The 17,942-nt window shown below is 43.3% G+C and carries 27 protein-coding genes, 1 tRNA gene and 2 rRNA genes (1 of these 30 cut by a window edge); all 30 read right to left on the reverse strand.

Annotated elements, in window-relative coordinates; all coding sequences use genetic code 11:
- Positions 1-1,658, reverse strand: a 23S ribosomal RNA gene (locus J1C77_RS11045); it reaches 1,243 nt to the left of the window's first position.
- 127 nt (positions 1,659-1,785) lie between these two features.
- Positions 1,786-1,858, reverse strand: a tRNA-Ala gene (locus tag J1C77_RS11050).
- Between the two features lie 64 nt (positions 1,859-1,922).
- Positions 1,923-3,470: ribosomal RNA gene (locus tag J1C77_RS11055) — 16S ribosomal RNA — on the reverse strand.
- The 16S and 23S rRNA genes sit together here with 1 tRNA gene alongside, the layout of an rRNA operon.
- Positions 3,471-3,702: 232 nt before the next feature.
- Entirely contained in the window at positions 3,703-4,962 is a 1,260-nt protein-coding gene (locus tag J1C77_RS11060; RefSeq protein ID WP_002922998.1) for a glutamate-cysteine ligase family protein, read from the reverse strand.
- A 247-nt stretch (positions 4,963-5,209) separates the two neighbouring features.
- Positions 5,210-5,596, reverse strand: a complete 387-nt coding sequence (rplQ, locus tag J1C77_RS11065) for a 50S ribosomal protein L17 (RefSeq protein ID WP_002894521.1) — start codon at positions 5,594-5,596, stop codon at positions 5,210-5,212.
- A gap of 11 nt (positions 5,597-5,607) precedes the next feature.
- Positions 5,608-6,546, reverse strand: coding sequence for a DNA-directed RNA polymerase subunit alpha (locus J1C77_RS11070; protein ID WP_002894519.1), 939 nt, complete (start codon positions 6,544-6,546; stop codon positions 5,608-5,610).
- A gap of 45 nt (positions 6,547-6,591) precedes the next feature.
- The gene (rpsK, locus tag J1C77_RS11075) at positions 6,592-6,975 is read right to left on the reverse strand and encodes a 30S ribosomal protein S11 (RefSeq protein ID WP_001118385.1); all 384 of its coding nucleotides are present in this window, start codon (positions 6,973-6,975) and stop codon (positions 6,592-6,594) included.
- A gap of 19 nt (positions 6,976-6,994) precedes the next feature.
- Complete coding sequence (gene rpsM, locus J1C77_RS11080; protein WP_002894516.1) at positions 6,995-7,360, reverse strand: 30S ribosomal protein S13; 366 nt, start codon at positions 7,358-7,360, stop codon at positions 6,995-6,997.
- 17 nt (positions 7,361-7,377) lie between these two features.
- Positions 7,378-7,494: a 50S ribosomal protein L36 gene (gene rpmJ / locus J1C77_RS11085; RefSeq protein ID WP_001808836.1), complete on the reverse strand. Its 117-nt coding sequence runs from the start codon at positions 7,492-7,494 to the stop codon at positions 7,378-7,380.
- A 22-nt stretch (positions 7,495-7,516) separates the two neighbouring features.
- Positions 7,517-7,735, reverse strand: coding sequence for a translation initiation factor IF-1 (infA, locus tag J1C77_RS11090; RefSeq protein ID WP_001029883.1), 219 nt, complete (start codon positions 7,733-7,735; stop codon positions 7,517-7,519).
- A gap of 117 nt (positions 7,736-7,852) precedes the next feature.
- Positions 7,853-8,491, reverse strand: a complete 639-nt coding sequence (locus J1C77_RS11095) for an adenylate kinase (protein ID WP_002922997.1) — start codon at positions 8,489-8,491, stop codon at positions 7,853-7,855.
- A 173-nt stretch (positions 8,492-8,664) separates the two neighbouring features.
- Positions 8,665-9,972, reverse strand: a complete 1,308-nt coding sequence (gene secY / locus J1C77_RS11100; protein ID WP_002905788.1) for a preprotein translocase subunit SecY — start codon at positions 9,970-9,972, stop codon at positions 8,665-8,667.
- Between the two features lie 12 nt (positions 9,973-9,984).
- Positions 9,985-10,425: a 50S ribosomal protein L15 gene (rplO, locus tag J1C77_RS11105; protein ID WP_002901833.1), complete on the reverse strand. Its 441-nt coding sequence runs from the start codon at positions 10,423-10,425 to the stop codon at positions 9,985-9,987.
- 154 nt (positions 10,426-10,579) lie between these two features.
- On the reverse strand, positions 10,580-10,762 hold the full coding sequence (rpmD, locus tag J1C77_RS11110; protein ID WP_002894509.1) for a 50S ribosomal protein L30: 183 nt from the start codon (positions 10,760-10,762) through the stop codon (positions 10,580-10,582).
- Positions 10,763-10,775: 13 nt separating this feature from the next.
- Positions 10,776-11,270, reverse strand: a complete 495-nt coding sequence (gene rpsE, locus J1C77_RS11115; protein WP_002894506.1) for a 30S ribosomal protein S5 — start codon at positions 11,268-11,270, stop codon at positions 10,776-10,778.
- Between the two features lie 17 nt (positions 11,271-11,287).
- Positions 11,288-11,644, reverse strand: a complete 357-nt coding sequence (gene rplR, locus J1C77_RS11120) for a 50S ribosomal protein L18 (protein ID WP_009659213.1) — start codon at positions 11,642-11,644, stop codon at positions 11,288-11,290.
- An 85-nt stretch (positions 11,645-11,729) separates the two neighbouring features.
- Positions 11,730-12,266: a 50S ribosomal protein L6 gene (rplF, locus tag J1C77_RS11125; RefSeq protein ID WP_002894503.1), complete on the reverse strand. Its 537-nt coding sequence runs from the start codon at positions 12,264-12,266 to the stop codon at positions 11,730-11,732.
- 64 nt (positions 12,267-12,330) lie between these two features.
- Positions 12,331-12,510 carry a hypothetical protein gene (locus J1C77_RS11130; protein WP_000648250.1) on the reverse strand — a complete coding sequence of 60 codons (180 nt, stop codon included), beginning with the start codon at positions 12,508-12,510 and terminating at the stop codon, positions 12,331-12,333.
- 166 nt (positions 12,511-12,676) lie between these two features.
- Positions 12,677-13,075: a 30S ribosomal protein S8 gene (rpsH, locus tag J1C77_RS11135; RefSeq protein WP_002899666.1), complete on the reverse strand. Its 399-nt coding sequence runs from the start codon at positions 13,073-13,075 to the stop codon at positions 12,677-12,679.
- Positions 13,076-13,255: 180 nt separating this feature from the next.
- Positions 13,256-13,441 carry a type Z 30S ribosomal protein S14 gene (locus tag J1C77_RS11140; protein ID WP_001085697.1) on the reverse strand — a complete coding sequence of 62 codons (186 nt, stop codon included), beginning with the start codon at positions 13,439-13,441 and terminating at the stop codon, positions 13,256-13,258.
- 17 nt (positions 13,442-13,458) lie between these two features.
- The gene (gene rplE / locus J1C77_RS11145) at positions 13,459-14,001 is read right to left on the reverse strand and encodes a 50S ribosomal protein L5 (RefSeq protein ID WP_002894499.1); all 543 of its coding nucleotides are present in this window, start codon (positions 13,999-14,001) and stop codon (positions 13,459-13,461) included.
- 23 nt (positions 14,002-14,024) lie between these two features.
- A complete protein-coding gene (rplX, locus tag J1C77_RS11150; RefSeq protein ID WP_002894497.1) occupies positions 14,025-14,330 on the reverse strand; it encodes a 50S ribosomal protein L24 in 306 nt (101 codons plus the stop codon).
- 74 nt (positions 14,331-14,404) lie between these two features.
- Complete coding sequence (gene rplN, locus J1C77_RS11155) at positions 14,405-14,773, reverse strand: 50S ribosomal protein L14 (RefSeq protein ID WP_002894494.1); 369 nt, start codon at positions 14,771-14,773, stop codon at positions 14,405-14,407.
- Positions 14,774-14,798: 25 nt separating this feature from the next.
- Complete coding sequence (gene rpsQ, locus J1C77_RS11160; protein WP_000440801.1) at positions 14,799-15,059, reverse strand: 30S ribosomal protein S17; 261 nt, start codon at positions 15,057-15,059, stop codon at positions 14,799-14,801.
- Between the two features lie 23 nt (positions 15,060-15,082).
- On the reverse strand, positions 15,083-15,289 hold the full coding sequence (gene rpmC, locus J1C77_RS11165; RefSeq protein WP_002894488.1) for a 50S ribosomal protein L29: 207 nt from the start codon (positions 15,287-15,289) through the stop codon (positions 15,083-15,085).
- A 9-nt stretch (positions 15,290-15,298) separates the two neighbouring features.
- The gene (gene rplP, locus J1C77_RS11170) at positions 15,299-15,712 is read right to left on the reverse strand and encodes a 50S ribosomal protein L16 (RefSeq protein WP_000960948.1); all 414 of its coding nucleotides are present in this window, start codon (positions 15,710-15,712) and stop codon (positions 15,299-15,301) included.
- Positions 15,713-15,715: 3 nt separating this feature from the next.
- Positions 15,716-16,369 carry a 30S ribosomal protein S3 gene (gene rpsC / locus J1C77_RS11175; RefSeq protein WP_002894486.1) on the reverse strand — a complete coding sequence of 218 codons (654 nt, stop codon included), beginning with the start codon at positions 16,367-16,369 and terminating at the stop codon, positions 15,716-15,718.
- 12 nt (positions 16,370-16,381) lie between these two features.
- The gene (gene rplV, locus J1C77_RS11180; protein ID WP_002894484.1) at positions 16,382-16,726 is read right to left on the reverse strand and encodes a 50S ribosomal protein L22; all 345 of its coding nucleotides are present in this window, start codon (positions 16,724-16,726) and stop codon (positions 16,382-16,384) included.
- An 11-nt stretch (positions 16,727-16,737) separates the two neighbouring features.
- A complete protein-coding gene (gene rpsS, locus J1C77_RS11185; protein ID WP_000533766.1) occupies positions 16,738-17,019 on the reverse strand; it encodes a 30S ribosomal protein S19 in 282 nt (93 codons plus the stop codon).
- A gap of 85 nt (positions 17,020-17,104) precedes the next feature.
- A complete protein-coding gene (gene rplB, locus J1C77_RS11190) occupies positions 17,105-17,938 on the reverse strand; it encodes a 50S ribosomal protein L2 (RefSeq protein WP_002894482.1) in 834 nt (277 codons plus the stop codon).
- Positions 17,939-17,942 lie beyond the last annotated feature (4 nt).

The following is a 17,942-nucleotide window of genomic DNA, read 5'->3' on the forward strand; positions in this document are numbered from 1 at the left end:
CCTCGACTACCTGTGTCGGTTTGCGGTACGGGTAGAGTATGATACAACGCTAGAAGCTTTTCTTGGCAGTGTGACATCACTCACTCGCTACTAAACTTCGCTCCCCATCACAACTCAACGTTAGAGGTATAAGCATTTGACTCATACCACGCCTCACTGCTTAGACGTACATCCAATCGTACGCACGAGTTAGCCTACTGCGTCCCTCCATCACTTCATACTCTAGTACAGGAATCTCAACCTGTTGGCCATCGGATACACCTTTCGGTCTCTCCTTAGGTCCCGACTAACCCAGGGCGGACGAGCCTTCCCCTGGAAACCTTAGTCTTACGGTGGACAGGATTCTCACCTGTCTTGCGCTACTCATACCGGCATTCTCACTTCTATGCGTTCCAGCACTCCTCACGGTACACCTTCTCCACACATAGAACGCTCTCCTACCATACCTATAAAAGGTATCCACAGCTTCGGTAAATTGTTTTAGCCCCGGTACATTTTCGGCGCAGGGTCACTCGACTAGTGAGCTATTACGCACTCTTTGAATGAATAGCTGCTTCTAAGCTAACATCCTAGTTGTCTGTGCAACCCCACATCCTTTTCCACTTAACAATTATTTTGGGACCTTAGCTGGTGGTCTGGGCTGTTTCCCTTTCGACTACGGATCTTAGCACTCGCAGTCTGACTGCCGACCATAATTCATTGGCATTCGGAGTTTATCTGAGATTGGTAATCCGGGATGGACCCCTCACCCAAACAGTGCTCTACCTCCAAGAATCTTTATGTCGACGCTAGCCCTAAAGCTATTTCGGAGAGAACCAGCTATCTCCAAGTTCGTTTGGAATTTCTCCGCTACCCACAAGTCATCCAAGCACTTTTCAACGTGCCCTGGTTCGGTCCTCCAGTGCGTTTTACCGCACCTTCAACCTGCTCATGGGTAGGTCACATGGTTTCGGGTCTACATCATGATACTAAAGCGCCCTATTCAGACTCGGTTTCCCTACGGCTCCGTCTCTTCAACTTAACCTCGCATCATAACGTAACTCGCCGGTTCATTCTACAAAAGGCACGCTCTCACCCATTAACGGGCTCGAACTTGTTGTAGGCACACGGTTTCAGGTTCTATTTCACTCCCCTCCCGGGGTGCTTTTCACCTTTCCCTCACGGTACTGGTTCACTATCGGTCACTAGGGAGTATTTAGGGTTGGGAGATGGTCCTCCCAGATTCCGACGGGATTTCACGTGTCCCGCCGTACTCAGGATACTGCTAGGTACAGAATCTATTTAAAATACGAGGCTCTTACTCTCTTTGGCTGACTTTCCCAAGTCATTCTTCTATAAATTCTGAGTCCACATTGCAGTCCTACAACCCCGAAGAGTAAACTCTTCGGTTTGCCCTCCTGCCTCTTCGCTCGCCGCTACTAAGGCAATCGCTTTTGCTTTCTCTTCCTGCAGCTACTTAGATGTTTCAGTTCACTGCGTCTTCCTCCTCATTCCCTTAACAGAAATGGGTAACAGGCATCAACCTGTTGGGTTCCCCCATTCGGACATCCCCGGATCAAGTGCTTACTTACAGCTCCCCGAGGCATTTCGTCGTTTGTCACGTCCTTCTTCGGCTCCTAGTGCCAAGGCATCCACCGTGCGCCCTTACTAACTTAACCTTATTTTTGACCTTTCAGTCTTAAACTCATTAATTTTCACAGCGTTTTCGGTTTATTTTCTTGTTACTATTTGATATCGGTATTCAATTTTCAATGGACAAGTTCTTTATCTAGTCAAACTAGATAATGGAGCCTAGCGGGATCGAACCGCTGACCTCCTGCGTGCAAAGCAGGCGCTCTCCCAGCTGAGCTAAGGCCCCACATAGCCCTCTCAAAACTAAACAAGACTCAAGTGCATTCCGTGTGTCCTTACGGACTCCTTAGAAAGGAGGTGATCCAGCCGCACCTTCCGATACGGCTACCTTGTTACGACTTCACCCCAATCATCTATCCCACCTTAGGCGGCTGGCTCCTTACGGTTACCTCACCGACTTCGGGTGTTACAAACTCTCGTGGTGTGACGGGCGGTGTGTACAAGGCCCGGGAACGTATTCACCGCGGCGTGCTGATCCGCGATTACTAGCGATTCCGACTTCATGTAGGCGAGTTGCAGCCTACAATCCGAACTGAGACTGGCTTTCAGAGATTAGCTTGCCGTCACCGGCTTGCGACTCGTTGTACCAGCCATTGTAGCACGTGTGTAGCCCAGGTCATAAGGGGCATGATGATTTGACGTCATCCCCACCTTCCTCCGGTTTATTACCGGCAGTCTCGCTAGAGTGCCCAACTGAATGATGGCAACTAACAATAGGGGTTGCGCTCGTTGCGGGACTTAACCCAACATCTCACGACACGAGCTGACGACAACCATGCACCACCTGTCACCTCTGTCCCGAAGGAAAACTCTATCTCTAGAGCGGTCAGAGGGATGTCAAGACCTGGTAAGGTTCTTCGCGTTGCTTCGAATTAAACCACATGCTCCACCGCTTGTGCGGGCCCCCGTCAATTCCTTTGAGTTTCAACCTTGCGGTCGTACTCCCCAGGCGGAGTGCTTAATGCGTTAGCTGCGGCACTAAGCCCCGGAAAGGGCCTAACACCTAGCACTCATCGTTTACGGCGTGGACTACCAGGGTATCTAATCCTGTTTGCTCCCCACGCTTTCGAGCCTCAGCGTCAGTTACAGACCAGAGAGCCGCTTTCGCCACCGGTGTTCCTCCATATATCTACGCATTTCACCGCTACACATGGAATTCCACTCTCCCCTTCTGCACTCAAGTTAAACAGTTTCCAAAGCATACTATGGTTAAGCCACAGCCTTTAACTTCAGACTTATCTAACCGCCTGCGCTCGCTTTACGCCCAATAAATCCGGACAACGCTCGGGACCTACGTATTACCGCGGCTGCTGGCACGTAGTTAGCCGTCCCTTTCTGGTAAGATACCGTCACAGTGTGAACTTTCCACTCTCACACCCGTTCTTCTCTTACAACAGAGCTTTACGATCCGAAAACCTTCTTCACTCACGCGGCGTTGCTCGGTCAGGGTTCCCCCCATTGCCGAAGATTCCCTACTGCTGCCTCCCGTAGGAGTCTGGGCCGTGTCTCAGTCCCAGTGTGGCCGATCACCCTCTCAGGTCGGCTATGTATCGTCGCCTTGGTGAGCCGTTACCTCACCAACTAGCTAATACAACGCAGGTCCATCTGGTAGTGATGCAATTGCATCTTTCAATTAATTATCATGCAATAATCAATTTCATGCGGTATTAGCTATCGTTTCCAATAGTTATCCCCCGCTACCAGGCAGGTTACCTACGCGTTACTCACCCGTTCGCAACTCATCCAAGAAGAGCAAGCTCCTCTCTTCAGCGTTCTACTTGCATGTATTAGGCACGCCGCCAGCGTTCGTCCTGAGCCAGGATCAAACTCTCATTAAAAAGTTTGAGTTCGCACTCATTACTGTCCACTGACAGATTTATTTTCGTTTTTTGACAGGTTACATATCTCTATGTCACCCTGCACTTGGTTCGTCTTGTTCAGTTTTCAAAGGGCTTTGTCTTTCGCGACAACTATATTAGTATATCACCCAACCACACTCCCTGTCAATACCTTTTTCCAATTTTTTTAAAATTTTTCTAGATTTTTTTATTCATCAGAGGCCATCCTCTATTAAAGAGAGGGAAGATAAACTTCCTCACCTAGTTGACGTGCTATTAAACCAGCTCTCGCCAGCTGAAGCAAACTCTCTGTGAATTCATAAATATGCTCTCTTTCGCTTGTGGTCAACTCTTTTTTAGAAAATTTTCTTCTTAAAGCTTTGTAATCCCGACCTTCCTCTTGAAAGAAGGGAGCATCTTGTAAATAGGCTTTTACATTCTCCAAGTTTTCTAAAATACCAAGATGAAAAGCGGCAGAAGCAAAAGTTTTATCAAAAGGCTGGGTGCAAACGCTCCGAAACTCTACTGTCCCCCGTGTCGTCAAATCTTGATACTGGTAACTTCTGTGATTCTTGAAGTCTGCTTCCCTTGGAGTCAAGTTTGCTTTTTCGCCTGAAAGGTCATAAGCCTCAATAGTTTTCTGGCTCAAGTATTCATTAGCAGCTATCGGATAGAAATAGTAGGATTGACCATTTCGTTCGGCAGTAAAAAGTGCTGATCTATCAAGATATGCAAAAAATTCATCTTCAGTTTGAAAATCTTTCGAATTAACACCCGCATTTTCCTGTAAAATGCCATGCATCGATTGCTCCCAGAAAATATCTCGAGCGATTTTTGTATTCCAAGAAGAATCTGAAAACTCTGAATTGGCAAAGAGGTATGCCTTGGCAGCTTCAATTTGATTGAAGACATTGATAACAGTTAAATAATTTTCTCTTGAAACATCTAACTGCACCTGACTCCCACAAATAAAAGCACCATATTCTGGATAATTGTGCAGACCATCCATGTTCTTTCCCATAGCTAAATACTGCATCAGCATTTCATATCTTGGATACTTAACTGGACTATTATCATTTTCTGCCCAGAAAGGATGAATTCCTTTACCTTGAATTTCATGGTTTTCTTTGCGTAGAATTGCCTGAATAATGCTCAGATAGTTCTTAAAACGCTCTTCAACTTCTTGAATTCTGCTAGCCTTGGCAAAAGCAAATTCCAAAGTATTGTAAGAGACCTCAAAAAGAATTCTGTCTTCATTTTTAGTAGATTTCAGTTGAATGGGATTCCCGTCTCTGTCAAATCGTTCCGACTCAAAATCATACTCTTCCAACAGACGTTTCAAGAGATTTTTTGCAACATTTGTATCAGTCGCTCCGCCCTGGCTATTGACAATAGGAAATTCTAACTCAATGCCAATGTAGACAGTTGGATTTTCTTTGATATTCTTTAAATAGCGTTCTCTTAAAATTTGGATTGAATCCATCATTTCCATTTCCTATAAATTTTTGATAGTGTTAAAGTATTATAACAAAATTTCAGGTATTTTCCTAGCCTCATGCAAAAACGCCTGCTTACGAAATTGTTTTTGCCTTAAAAGCAATTTCGTAAACAAGCGTCTACCTATTATCAACTATATGATGAGTGTTCCCGCTAGGAAAGAATCCTAGCGGTAGACCAGAGCTAGACTAAGAATAGAGATTCTATTCCATCATCATAACACTCAACAAAGATTGATGATCTTAAACTAATTCGATGATTGCCATTGGCGCAGCATCTCCACGGCGCGGTTCAGTTTTCAGGATACGAGTATATCCACCGTTGCGCTCTGCATAGCGTGGTGCAATCTCAGAGAACAATTTTTGAAGAGCAGTAGTTGTAGTATACTTTTCTGTTGCTTCATCATAGTTTTCTGATGCGATTTCATTGCGTACAAAAGCTGCAGCTTGACGACGAGCGTGCAAGTCTCCACGTTTGCCCAATGTAATCATTTTTTCAACTGTTTTACGGATTTCTTTAGCACGAGCTTCAGTTGTCACGATTGATTCGTTGATCAGCAAATCAGTAGTCAAATCGCGAAGCATTGCTTTACGTTGTGAGCTAGTGCGTCCTAGTTTACGGTAAGCCATGTATTCCTCCTTTATTTATCGTTTTTTAACCCCAGACCGAGATCAGCAAGTTTAACTTTTACTTCTTCCAGACTCTTGCGTCCCAAGTTACGAACTTTCATCATTTCAGGCTCAGATTTCTCTGTCAAATCAAACACAGTATTGATACCTGCACGCTTCAAACAGTTGTATGAGCGAACTGACAAATCTAATTCTTCTATGGTCCGTTCCAAAATGCGGTCATCAGAAGTCTTTTCTGCTTCCTTCATAACGTCTGCAGCGATAGCTACTTCTGTCAGGTTAGTGAAGAGATTCAAATGTTCTGTAAGGATGCGGGCTGAAAGTCCCAAAGCATCTTCTGGAATAATTGTTCCATTCGTTAAAATTTCAAGGGTTAGTTTGTCAAAACCATCGTTGCTACCAACACGAGCTGGCTCAACTTGGTAATTAACTTTTGTCACTGGCGTATAGATAGAATCCACCGCAAGTGTTCCCACTGGTGCATCATCTTTCTTATTTTCATCAGCAGGCACATAACCACGACCGCTGTTGACAGTCATCGTTGCCTTAAAGCTTGCGCCTTCTCCGATTGTAAAGAGATAATGATCAGGGTTTATAATTTCAATATCACTGTCTGTCAAAATGTCTCCGGCAGTTACTTCTGCTGGTCCTTCAACATCCAGTTCAATAATCTTTTCGTCTTGGACGTAAGATTTTACAGCAATCCCTTTGACGTTCAGAATAATTTGCATCACGTCTTCGCGGACACCGGAAATTGTATCAAACTCGTGCAAAACACCTTCAATATTAATTGAAGTAACAGCAGCACCTGGAAGTGAAGCCAAAAGCACACGGCGAAGAGAATTTCCCAGTGTTGTACCATAGCCACGCTCAAGCGGCTCTACTACAAACTTGCCATAATCTTTATTTTCATCAATTTTTGTTATATTTGGTTTTTCAAACTCAATCATTTGCTATACTCCCTCTTAAACGAAAAGCAGTGTAACGGTTGGTGATTATACACGGCGACGTTTTGGAGGACGAGCACCATTGTGTGGTACAGGAGTCACATCACGAATAGCTGTTACTTCAAGACCAGCGGCAGCAAGAGCACGAATAGCAGACTCACGACCAGAACCTGGACCTTTTACAGTAACTTCAACTGATTTCAGACCGTGTTCCTGTGCAGATTTAGCAGCTGCTTCAGATGCCATTTGGGCAGCAAATGGTGTAGATTTACGAGAACCTTTAAATCCAAGAGCTCCAGCAGATGACCAAGCAATCGCGTTACCATGCACATCAGTAATCATAACAATAGTGTTATTAAATGTAGCGTGAATATGAGCAATACCGGATTCGATATTTTTCTTCACACGACGTTTACGTGTTGGTTTAGCCAAGACTTTTTACCTCCTTATATTATTTTTTCTTACCTGCAATCGCAACAGCTTTACCTTTACGAGTGCGGGCGTTATTTTTAGTGTTTTGTCCACGGACAGGAAGTCCACGACGGTGACGGATTCCACGGTATGAACCGATTTCCATCAAACGCTTGATGTTCAAGTTTACTTCACGACGAAGGTCACCTTCAACTTTAATCGCATCTACTTCACGACGGATAGCGTCTTCTTGTTCGATTGTAAGATCTTTTACACGAATGTCTTCTGAAACTCCAGCAGCTGCCAAGATTTTCTTAGAAGTTGGAAGTCCGATACCGTACACATAAGTCAGTGAAACGACTACACGTTTGTCATTTGGAATGTCAACTCCAGCAATACGAGCCATTTTTTCTCCTTTCTATCTTATCCTTGACGTTGTTTGTGTTTTGGATTTGCTGGGCAAATTACCATAACACGACCATTACGACGAATAACTTTGCAGTATTCGCAAATTGGTTTGACCGATGGTCTTACTTTCATTTTTTCCCTCCAAGTTTTTCGATTATTTAAAGCGGTATGTGATCCGTCCACGTGTCAAATCATAAGGACTCATTTCTACAGTCACACGGTCTCCCGCTAAAATACGAATATAGTTTTTACGAATTTTACCAGAAACTGTTGCTAAAATCTGATGTCCATTTTCAAGTTCAACCGTAAACATTGCATTAGGCATTGTATCAACTACCTTGCCTTCAACCTCAATCACATCGTCTTTTGCCACGCAAAAGTACCTCCATAAATTTCGATTTGATCCCTCTGAGCACAGAGGTAACAATTATAAGTCAGACTAATTCATTGTATCACTACTTGTCAAATATTGCAAGCAGGAAAAACGCTTTTATTTCAAATTTGTCAAGACTTTTTCGATAGCTGAGAAGACATCATTAATATCTTGATTTCCTTGAATATCATGGACCAGACCTTTGCTGCGATAGTGATCAATGATTGGCTGACCCTGAGCAATATTAACATCCAAACGACGTTTAACTGTCTCAGGCTTGTCATCTTCGCGCTGGTAATAATCCTCTTCCTTGTAGTCTACTGGCGGATTGAAGACCTTGTGGAAGGTTTCGCCTGTTTCACGATGGATAATCCGGCCGCTCAAACGCTCCAATAAGCTGTTAGGATCCACTTCGATATTGATAACTCCGTCCAAAGCTAAATCAAGCTCTGCTAGCGTTTGATCCAAGGCATTTGCTTGCTCAATCGTGCGCGGATAGCCATCCAAGAGGAAGCCTGTTTGCTTAATATCATCCTGACTCAAGCGCTCTTTGACAATGCCGTTTGTCACTTGGTCTGGAACCAACTCGCCCTTGTCAATATAGGACTTGGCTAAAACGCCCATCTCTGTTTGGTTAGCAATCGCCGCACGGAACATATCTCCAGTCGAAATATGCGCAACATTGAAGTTCTCAACGATTTTAGCAGCTTGAGTTCCTTTACCAGCACCTGGTAAGCCCATAATCAAAAGATTCATGATTGGTCTCCTTTTTTGTTTTTAAAGCAATCTATTAAACCGATTAATAAACTCGTTTAAAAACAAAATAGAAGGGGGTGAGTCTACTCTGTCCCCTTTTATTTTGTTTATTTTCGGTTCAAGAAAGGTTATCTGAACAAGCTTCTCATTAGATAAGCAATTCAAAAGTTCCCTTACTCTGATGTATCCATAAAGCCGACATACTTTCTCTTCAGCAAGTAGCCTTCTAGCTGTTTCATTCCCTCAATACCAGTTGAGATGATGATCAAGAGACTGGTCCCTCCAAGAGCAACGGCATCTGTCAATCCAAATACATCTTTAGCCAAGATAGGCAGGATAGAGATGAAACCTAGGAAGAGAGATCCCACTGTTGCCAAACGACGCAACAGCTTAGACATGTAGTCTTCTGTTCCTTTACCAGGACGAACACCTGGAATGTAGGCTCCGCTCTTTTGCAGATTTTCTGCTGTCTTCTCTGGATTAATCTGTACAAAAGTATAGAAGAATGTAAAGAGGACAATCAGGAAGGCGTACATGAACATGCCACTAATGGTCGTTGTTGCCAAAAGTGACTGAGCTGTCTTAACCCAATCTGCGTCATAGCCCATGGCACTGACAACTTGGAAAATCGCTGCCGGTGCAGCTGTAATCGAGCTGGCAAAGATTACTGGAATAACCCCAGCCGGATTGACTTTCAGTGGCAGATAGGAGCTAGAAGGTGCACCCTTAGCTACTTTCGTATACTGAATTGGAATTTTATATTCAGCCTGCTGTACAAAGGTTGTAAAGTAAATGATAAGCAGGACTGCCACAATCAGAATCCCTACAAAAATGAAGGATGAAGTCAAACGCTCACTAGGGATATTGACAAAGTAATCTTCATAAATACCTTTAATCATATCAGGGATAGCTGAAACGATACCAGCAAAGATGATCATGGAAACGCCATTTCCGTAACCCTTGTCTGTAATCTGCTCACCCAGCCAAGTTACAATCATTGAACCAGTTGCTAGAAGAACGCAAATCAAAGCGTAGGTCTGAACATTAGGATTGGCAACCAGATTAGCTCTTGAGAGAGTATCAAAACCAGCGGTAATCCCAATTGCCTGCACAAAGGCCAAAACTAGGGCGATATAACGAGTCGCTTGATTCAGCTTCCTCCGTCCCACTTCCCCTTGCTTGCCCCACTCTACAAACTTCGGAAGCAAGTCCATTTGCAGCAGCTGAACAACGATCGAAGCTGTGATGTAAGGACTGACTCCAAGTGCAAAGACAGAGAAGTTGCGCATGGCGTTACCAGAGACCAAGCTCAGCATATTCAGGAATGGCAAATCATTCAAATTGCTTAAAGCTTTGGCATTAATCCCCGGAACCGTTATGGTTGTACCGATACGGAAAACTAAGATGATAAAAATCGTGAACAGAATCTTAGACCGTACCTGTTTGATTTTAAATGCGTCTTTTAATAGTTTGAAAAACATAGGTCACCTCGCTTAGATGACTTCCACTGAACCACCTTTAGCAGTGATAGCTTCTTCAGCTGATTTAGAGAATTTAGCTGCCTTAACAGTCAATTTCTTTGTCAATTCTCCGTTACCAAGAATCTTGATACCTGATTTTTCAGCTTTTACAATACCTGCTTCGATGAGAACAACTGGTGTTACTTCAGCGCCATCTTCAAAGGCGTTCAGTTGGTCAAGGTTAACAATCGCATATTCTTTGCGGTTGATGTTCAGGAAACCACGTTTTGGAAGACGACGGAACAATGGAGTTTGTCCACCTTCAAAACCAAGGCGAACGCCGCCACCGCTACGAGCTTTTTGACCTTTTTGACCACGGCCAGATGTTTTACCGTTACCAGATGATGTACCACGACCAACACGGTTGCGGACTTTACGAGAACCTGCAGCAGGTTGTAATTCATGAAGTTTCATTATATTATTTCTCCTCTTTTGTAAAATGCTAGCGCTCATATAGGAGAAAAGGTGTCTCCTATATAAACTCGCCTATACATATATTTAGTTTTAGGGGCTGAGAAAATCCCATCCCCTAACGTATTTTAATTTAAAGTTGTTAAACCAGCAAAGCTTATTTAACTTCTTCAACAGTTACCAAGTGTGATACTGCAGTAATCATACCGCGTACTGCTGGATTATCTTCTTTGATAACTGAGCTGTTCAATTTGCCAAGTCCAAGTGCTACAACAGTTTTACGTTGTGACGGGATGCGTCCGATTGGAGACTTAGTCAAAGTAATTTTAATTTGAGCCATGTTATCCCCTTTCTTATGCCAAGTCAGAAACTGAAATACCACGAAGGGCAGCAACTTCTTCAGCGCGTTTTAATTGTTTCAAACCTTCAACAGTTGCGCGAACGATGTTGATTGGAGTGTTAGAGCCAAGAGATTTAGATGTAACATCTGCTACACCTGCCAATTCGATGACGGCACGAACCGCACCACCAGCAGCAACTCCAGAACCCTCAACAGCTGGCTTAAGCAATACTTTCGCTCCGCCAAATTCTGAAAGAACTTCGTGAGGAATTGTTGTGCCAACCATTGGTACTTCAATCAAATTCTTCTTCGCATCTTCAACTGCTTTGCGGATTGCTTCTGGTACTTCTTGAGCTTTACCAGTACCGAAGCCAACACGACCATTGCGATCACCAACAACTACAAGAGCTGCAAAGCGAAGACGACGTCCACCTTTAACAACTTTTGTAACACGGTTGATGGCAACTAAACGTTCTTCAAGTTCAACTGCGTTGTCTTTAAATGCCATTTTCTAGTGTCCTCCTCTTAGAATTTCAATCCGTTTTCACGAGCTGCATCAGCCAAAGCTTTTACACGTCCGTGATAGAGATATCCACCGCGGTCGAAGACGACTTCAGAAATACCTTTAGCAACTGCACGTTCAGCAACGAGCTTACCAACAACAACGGCTTGTTCTGTTTTAGTTCCTTTTGAAACTTCTTTGTCAAGAGTTGAAGCGCTTGCGAGCGTTACACCCGCTACGTCATCAATCACTTGAGCGTAGATGCCTGTATTAGAACGGAATACGTTCAAACGTGGGCGATCAGCAGTTCCAGAGAGTTTTCCGCGAACGCGACGGTGGCGTTTTTGGCGGATTTTATTTTTATCTGGTTTCGTAATCACAATTTTCACCTCTTAATTTTAATCTTGTGCTTATGCACAACCTTGGGAAACAGCTTGTTTGGCTGAAAAAATCAGCCAGACAAGATTATTTACCAGTTTTACCTTCTTTGCGGCGAACGAATTCACCAACGTAGCGGATACCTTTACCTTTGTATGGCTCTGGAGCACGCAGACTACGTACGTAAGCTGCAGTTTGTCCGACTACTTCTTTTGAAATTCCACTGACAACGATAGTTGTTGGGTTTGGAAGTTCAAAAGTGATGCCTTCTGGTGCTTCTACTTCGTCTGGATGAGATTTACCAACTGAAAGTACAAGCTTTTTGCCTTGAAGTTGTGCACGGTAACCAACCCCGCGCATTTCAAGTTCTTTCTTGAATCCTTCTGATACACCAACAACCATGTTGTTCAAAAGGGCACGAGTTGTTCCGTGGATTGTTTTCATTTCTTTTGAATCGTTTGGACGGTGAAGAGTTACTTCAGTTCCTTCCACACGGATTTCAATATCTTTTGAGAACTCACGAGTCAGTTCTCCTTTAGGTCCTTTTACAGTTACAACGTTGTCTTTGTTGCTGATCTCAACACCAGCAGGCAACACGATAACTTTATTACCAATACGTGACATGTATATATTCTCCTGTTAGATTGTCAGGCCGCAAGCGACCAGTTTTCACGGGGGGGCATTCGGATTAGAGCAAACCTAGTTTCTTTCGAAAAGCTTTGACAAATTCCTGATATTCTGTCAATACATCAATAGCCGCAGGACTATAACCAATTTCACATAAAAGAGATACAAGGTCATCTTTTGACAATTCAGCCAAAGCGTCTTCTGCAACAATAAGTTTTTCATTCAATTCAGTAGCTTTCATCTTTTTCTCCTAAACTATTTTACTCTCTATTTAGCTGATCAGTAAATCAGCTAAATTGAACACGAGCTATGGTCTGTGTGAAAAAGACAAATCTTCCTAGAGTGTTAACACTCTTTGTCAGATTTCCTATTTTCACATTGCCCATGACGCTCTTTGTATCTTGATTTTACCAAACGTAAGCGATAACCTCTCCACCAACATTCTTTTGGCGTGCTTCTTTATCAGTCAGCAAGCCTTCAGATGTTGAAAGGATAGCAATTCCAAGTCCGTTCAGAACTTTTGGAAGATCTTCGCGTTTCTTGTAAACACGCAGACCTGGTTTTGAAACGCGTTTCAAACCAGTGATAACTTTTTCACCATTTTGTCCGTATTTAAGGAATACACGAATGATGCCTTGTTTGTCATCTTCGATGATTTCAACGTTTTTTACAAAACCTTCACGCTTCAGGATTTCAGCAATCCCTTTTTTGATGTTTGATGCAGGCACTTCAAGCACTTCGTGGTTTGCTTGGTTAGCATTACGGATACGTGTCAGAAAGTCTGCAATTGGGTCAGTCATAACCATTTTATATTTCTCCTCTTACTAGTAGTTTGCAAGCTGCACTTGCTAGTTAATGATTGAGCTAGGCTCAGAATATGTTTCTAGGTTTCAATTCCTAAGTGAGTCTAGGCATCGGCTTGTAGGCATAACTAAAGTTAGGCAAAAGCCGATAACGAAGAATCGTGACGGAATTGAAAGCTAGAATTACCAAGATGCTTTGGTAACGCCAGGGATTTGTCCTTTGTATGCTAATTCACGGAAGCAAACACGGCAAAGTTTAAACTTGCGGTAAACGGAATGTGGACGGCCACATTTTTCACAACGAGTATAAGCTTGCGTAGAGAACTTAGCTGGGCGTTTGTTCTTAGCAATCATTGATTTTTTAGCCATTTGTTTTACCTCCTATATTATTTTGCAAAAGGCATTCCAAGGCCTGTAAGCAATTCGCGTGACTCTTCGTCAGTGTTAGCAGTTGTTACGATAACGATGTCAAGACCGCGAGTCTTATCAACGTCATCAAAGTTGATTTCTGGGAAGATCAATTGTTCTTTCACACCAAGTGTGTAGTTTCCGCGTCCATCAAAAGATTTTGTTGGAACACCGTGGAAGTCACGAACACGTGGAAGAGAAACTGAAACCAATTTATCCAAGAATTCATACATACGTTCGCCACGAAGGGTTACTTTAGCACCGATCGCTACACCTTCACGAAGACGGAAGCCGGCGATTGATTTTTTAGCTTTAGTGATAAGTGGTTTTTGACCTGAGATAAGAGCCAATTCTTCAGCAGCTTTTTCAAGGTTTTTAGCGTTTGATACAGCGTCACCGACACCCATGTTCAAAACGATTTTATCCACTTTTGGCACAGCCATAACAGATGAGTAGTTGAACTTTTCAGTCAAAGCTGGAACTACTTCTTTAAGATATTTTTCTTTTAAACGATTTGCCATTATACTTCTCCTTTCCTTCGTGATTAGTCAAGCACTTCGCCTGATTTTTTATTGTAACGAACTTTTTTGCCGTCTACAAACTTGTAGCCAACACGTCCTGCAACTCCATTCTTGTCAAGCACTTGAACGTTTGACACATGGATTGGCGCTTCTTTTTCCACGATAGCACCTTGAGGGTTTTCGTTATTTGGCTTTTGGTGTTTCTTAACGATGTTTACACCTTCAACAACAACTTTGTTTACTTTTGGAAGAGCTGTAACAACAAGTGCTTCAACACCCTTGTCTTTACCAGCAATTACGCGAACTTTGTCGCCTTTTTTTACAAACATTTATTTCTCCTCTTAATTCTTACGCCCATAGGGCACCCTGACTTTTGCCAGGGGACTGTGTTTGTTAATTTTGATTAAAGTACTTCTGGAGCCAATGATACGATCTTCATGAAGCCGCCGTCACGCAATTCACGAGCAACTGGGCCGAAGATACGAGTTCCGCGAGGAGTTTTGTCTTCACGGATGATGACTGCAGCGTTTTCGTCAAATTTGATGTATGAACCATCTTTACGACGAGCACCTGATTTAGTACGAACGATAACAGCTTTTACAACGTCACCTTTCTTAACCGCACCACCAGGAGTAGCTTGTTTTACAGACGCAACGATTACATCACCGATGTTAGCGAACTTACGTCCTGAGCCACCAAGAACTTTGATTGTCAAGATTTCGCGAGCGCCGCTGTTGTCGGCAACTTTCAAACGAGTTTCTGTTTGAATCATTTAAGTTTTCTCCTTTCTGGTTTGATTAGATGATAACCGCTTCTTCAACGACTTCTACAAGACGGAAGCGTTTTGTAGCTGAAAGCGGACGAGTTTCCATGATACGAACGATATCGCCTTCTTTGGCAACATTGTTTTCGTCATGTGCTTTGTACTTCTTAGAGTAGTTAATACGTTTACCATAGACTGGGTGGTTACGTTTAGTTTCAACTACAACTGTGATTGTTTTGTCCATTTTGTCAGAAACAACGCGTCCGACAAGAACTTTACGATTATTGCGTTCCATTGAAATTCTCCTTCCCTAGTCTATTATTTAACTTCTGATTGAACAGTTTTGATACGAGCGATTTGTTTTTTCACTTCTTTCAAACGAGCTGTCTGCTCCAATTGGCCAGCAGCTGCTTGGAAACGAAGGTCAAACAATTCTTTCTTCAATTCATTTTCACGCTTCGCGAGTTCTTCTTGAGAAAGACCACGAAGTTCTTTAACAAATTCTTTTACTTCATTAAGTTTCATGCCTTCTCCTTATTCTGCTTCACGTTTTACGAATTTACATTTAACTGGAAGTTTGTGGCTTGCAAGGCGAAGCGCTTCGCGAGCGATTTCTTCTGAAACGCCAGCAACTTCAAACATTACTTTGCCACGCTTAACTGGTGCAACCCAACCTTCTGGAGCACCTTTACCAGATCCCATCCGTACACCGATAGCTTTTGCAGTGTATGATTTGTGTGGGAAGATTTTAATCCAAACTTTACCACCACGTTTCATGTAACGAGTCATAGCGATACGGGCAGCTTCGATTTGGCGGTTAGTGATCCAGTGGCTAGTAGTTGCTTGAAGACCATATTCTCCAAATGCTACTTCTTTTCCGCCTTTAGCTTCACCGCGCATTTTTCCACGGAATTCGCGACGGTGTTTAACACGTTTAGGTACTAACATTGGTTATTTACCTCCTTTAGTGTTTTTACGAGCTGGAAGGACTTCTCCACGGTAGATCCAGACTTTAACACCCAGTTTACCGTAAGTAGTGTCAGCTTCTTCCCAAGCGTAATCAATATCCGCACGAAGAGTGTGAAGCGGAACAGTTCCCTCAGAGTAACCTTCGCTGCGGGCAATATCTGCACCATTCAAACGACCTGATACTTGAGTTTTGATTCCCTTAGCTCCTGCACGCATTGTACGTTGGATAGCTTGTTTTTGAGCACGACGGAAAGCAACACGCTGCTCAAGCTGGCGAGCAATTCCTTCACCAACCAGATGCGCATCCAAGTCAGGACGCTTGATTTCGATGATGTTGATGTGGACTTGTTTTCCAGTCAATTTGTTGAGTTTTGCACGGAGTGCATCAACGTTTGCTCCACCTTTACCGATAACCATACCTGGCTTAGCAGTGTGAAGAGAAACGTTTACTTTGTTTACTGCGCGTTCAATTTCAATAGTTGAAATCGCTGCGTCAGCCAATTCTTTTTGAACGAATTTACGGATTGCAAGATCTTCATGAAGGTAATCCGCGTATTCTTTTTCAGCATACCATTTGGCATCCCAATCACGGATGATGCCGACACGCATACCAATTGGATGTACTTTTTGACCCACGATGTTACCTCCTTATTTTTCTGCAACGACCACAGTGATGTGGCTTGTGCGTTTGTTGATTGGTGAAGCTGAACCTTTAGCGCGCGGACGGAAACGTTTCATAGTTGGTCCTTCGTTTGCGAAAGCTTCAGATACTACCAAGTTTGCTTTTTCCAAACCAAAGTTGTTTTCAGCATTAGCGATTGCAGAGTTCAAAACTTTTTCGATAATGCCAGCAGCTTTGTTTGGAGTGAATTTCAAGATTGCGATTGCGTCAGCGACGTTTTTACCACGAATATTGTCAAGAACCAGACGAGATTTACGAGGTGAAACACGCACTGTACGAGCCATTGCTTTAGCTGAAGTAATTTCTGCCATTTATGTTCTCCTTATTTTCTACGTGTTTTCTTGTCGTCTGCAGCGTGACCCTTGTAAGTACGAGTTGGCGCAAATTCACCAAGCTTGTGACCTACCATGTCTTCCTGGATGTAAACAGGCACGTGTTTACGTCCGTCATAAACTGCGATTGTGTAACCAATGAAACTTGGGAAGATCGTTGAACGACGTGACCAAGTTTTGATGACTTTTTTCTTTTCGTCGTTAGCTTGAGCTTCAACTTTCTTCATCAGATGCTCATCGACGAAAGGTCCTTTTTTAAGACTGCGTCCCATTTTATATTTTCTCCTTTAAATAAGTACCACAGCGGCCTGCGCTGACTAAGCAGCGCTACCGAGCTGGCGGATAGATTGTTTTAAATTATTTCTCGTTGCGACGACGAACGATAAGTTTGTCAGATTTCGCTTTTTTGTTACGAGTTTTAAGTCCAAGAGCAGGTTTGCCCCATGGAGTAGATGGCGCTTTACGACCAACTGGTGCTTTACCTTCACCACCACCGTGTGGGTGATCGTTAGGGTTCATTACAGAACCGCGAACTGTTGGGCGGATGCCTTTCCAACGGCTACGTCCTGCTTTACCAAGGTTTACAAGTCCATGTTGTTCGTTTCCGACAACACCAACTGTAGCGCGACAAGTACCAAGAATCATACGAACTTCGCCTGATTGAAGACGAACAAGTGTGTACTTACCTTCTTGACCCAATACTTGAGCAGAAGCTCCAGCAGCACGAACCAATTCTCCACCGCGGCCTGGTTTCAACTCAATGTTGTGAACCAAAGTACCAACTGGGATGTTAGCAAGCGGAAGAGCGTTTCCGACTTTGATATCTGCTTCAGGACCTGAAACGATGCGTTGACCAACTTCAAGACCTTTAGGAGCGATGATATAAGCCTTCACACCGTCAGTGTAGTGAACCAAAGCGATGTTTGCTGAACGATTTGGATCATACTCAATTGTTTTTACAACTGCTTCAACAGCGTCTTTGTTACGCTTGAAGTCAATCAAACGGTAGTGACGCTTGTGGCCGCCACCTTGGTGACGAACAGTGATGCGACCGTTGTTATTACGACCAGCCTTGCTCTTCAAAGAAACAAGCAAAGATTTTTCTGGAGTGCTGGTAGTGATTTCAGCGAAATCCAAAGAAGTCATATTACGGCGACCGTTTGTTGTTGGTTTATAAACACGAATTCCCACGATA

It is taken from the genome of Streptococcus sanguinis, assembly GCF_050223295.1.
Lineage (GTDB): Bacteria > Bacillota > Bacilli > Lactobacillales > Streptococcaceae > Streptococcus > Streptococcus sanguinis_X.

Excerpts from the sequence above, each read along its gene's own strand:
- J1C77_RS11060 (WP_002922998.1), bottom strand. The coding sequence starts at position 4,962 with ATGGAAATGATGGATTCAATCCAAATTTTAAGAGAACGCTATTTAAAG.
- rplQ (WP_002894521.1), bottom strand. The coding sequence starts at position 5,596 with ATGGCTTACCGTAAACTAGGACGCACTAGCTCACAACGTAAAGCAATG.
- J1C77_RS11070 (WP_002894519.1), bottom strand. The coding sequence starts at position 6,546 with ATGATTGAGTTTGAAAAACCAAATATAACAAAAATTGATGAAAATAAA.
- rpsM (WP_002894516.1), bottom strand. The coding sequence starts at position 7,360 with ATGGCTCGTATTGCTGGAGTTGACATTCCAAATGACAAACGTGTAGTC.
- rpmJ (WP_001808836.1), bottom strand. The coding sequence starts at position 7,494 with ATGAAAGTAAGACCATCGGTCAAACCAATTTGCGAATACTGCAAAGTT.
- J1C77_RS11095 (WP_002922997.1), bottom strand. The coding sequence starts at position 8,491 with ATGAATCTTTTGATTATGGGCTTACCAGGTGCTGGTAAAGGAACTCAA.
- secY (WP_002905788.1), bottom strand. The coding sequence starts at position 9,972 with ATGTTTTTCAAACTATTAAAAGACGCATTTAAAATCAAACAGGTACGG.
- rplO (WP_002901833.1), bottom strand. The coding sequence starts at position 10,425 with ATGAAACTTCATGAATTACAACCTGCTGCAGGTTCTCGTAAAGTCCGC.
- rpmD (WP_002894509.1), bottom strand. The coding sequence starts at position 10,762 with ATGGCTCAAATTAAAATTACTTTGACTAAGTCTCCAATCGGACGCATC.
- rpsE (WP_002894506.1), bottom strand. The coding sequence starts at position 11,270 with ATGGCATTTAAAGACAACGCAGTTGAACTTGAAGAACGTTTAGTTGCC.
- rplF (WP_002894503.1), bottom strand. The coding sequence starts at position 12,266 with ATGTCACGTATTGGTAATAAAGTTATCGTGTTGCCTGCTGGTGTTGAG.
- J1C77_RS11130 (WP_000648250.1), bottom strand. The coding sequence starts at position 12,510 with ATGAAAGCTACTGAATTGAATGAAAAACTTATTGTTGCAGAAGACGCT.
- rpsH (WP_002899666.1), bottom strand. The coding sequence starts at position 13,075 with ATGGTTATGACTGACCCAATTGCAGACTTTCTGACACGTATCCGTAAT.
- J1C77_RS11140 (WP_001085697.1), bottom strand. The coding sequence starts at position 13,441 with ATGGCTAAAAAATCAATGATTGCTAAGAACAAACGCCCAGCTAAGTTC.
- rplE (WP_002894499.1), bottom strand. The coding sequence starts at position 14,001 with ATGGCAAATCGTTTAAAAGAAAAATATCTTAAAGAAGTAGTTCCAGCT.
- rplX (WP_002894497.1), bottom strand. The coding sequence starts at position 14,330 with ATGTTTGTAAAAAAAGGCGACAAAGTTCGCGTAATTGCTGGTAAAGAC.
- rplN (WP_002894494.1), bottom strand. The coding sequence starts at position 14,773 with ATGATTCAAACAGAAACTCGTTTGAAAGTTGCCGACAACAGCGGCGCT.
- rpsQ (WP_000440801.1), bottom strand. The coding sequence starts at position 15,059 with ATGGAACGCAATAATCGTAAAGTTCTTGTCGGACGCGTTGTTTCTGAC.
- rpmC (WP_002894488.1), bottom strand. The coding sequence starts at position 15,289 with ATGAAACTTAATGAAGTAAAAGAATTTGTTAAAGAACTTCGTGGTCTT.
- rplP (WP_000960948.1), bottom strand. The coding sequence starts at position 15,712 with ATGTTAGTACCTAAACGTGTTAAACACCGTCGCGAATTCCGTGGAAAA.
- rplV (WP_002894484.1), bottom strand. The coding sequence starts at position 16,726 with ATGGCAGAAATTACTTCAGCTAAAGCAATGGCTCGTACAGTGCGTGTT.
- rpsS (WP_000533766.1), bottom strand. The coding sequence starts at position 17,019 with ATGGGACGCAGTCTTAAAAAAGGACCTTTCGTCGATGAGCATCTGATG.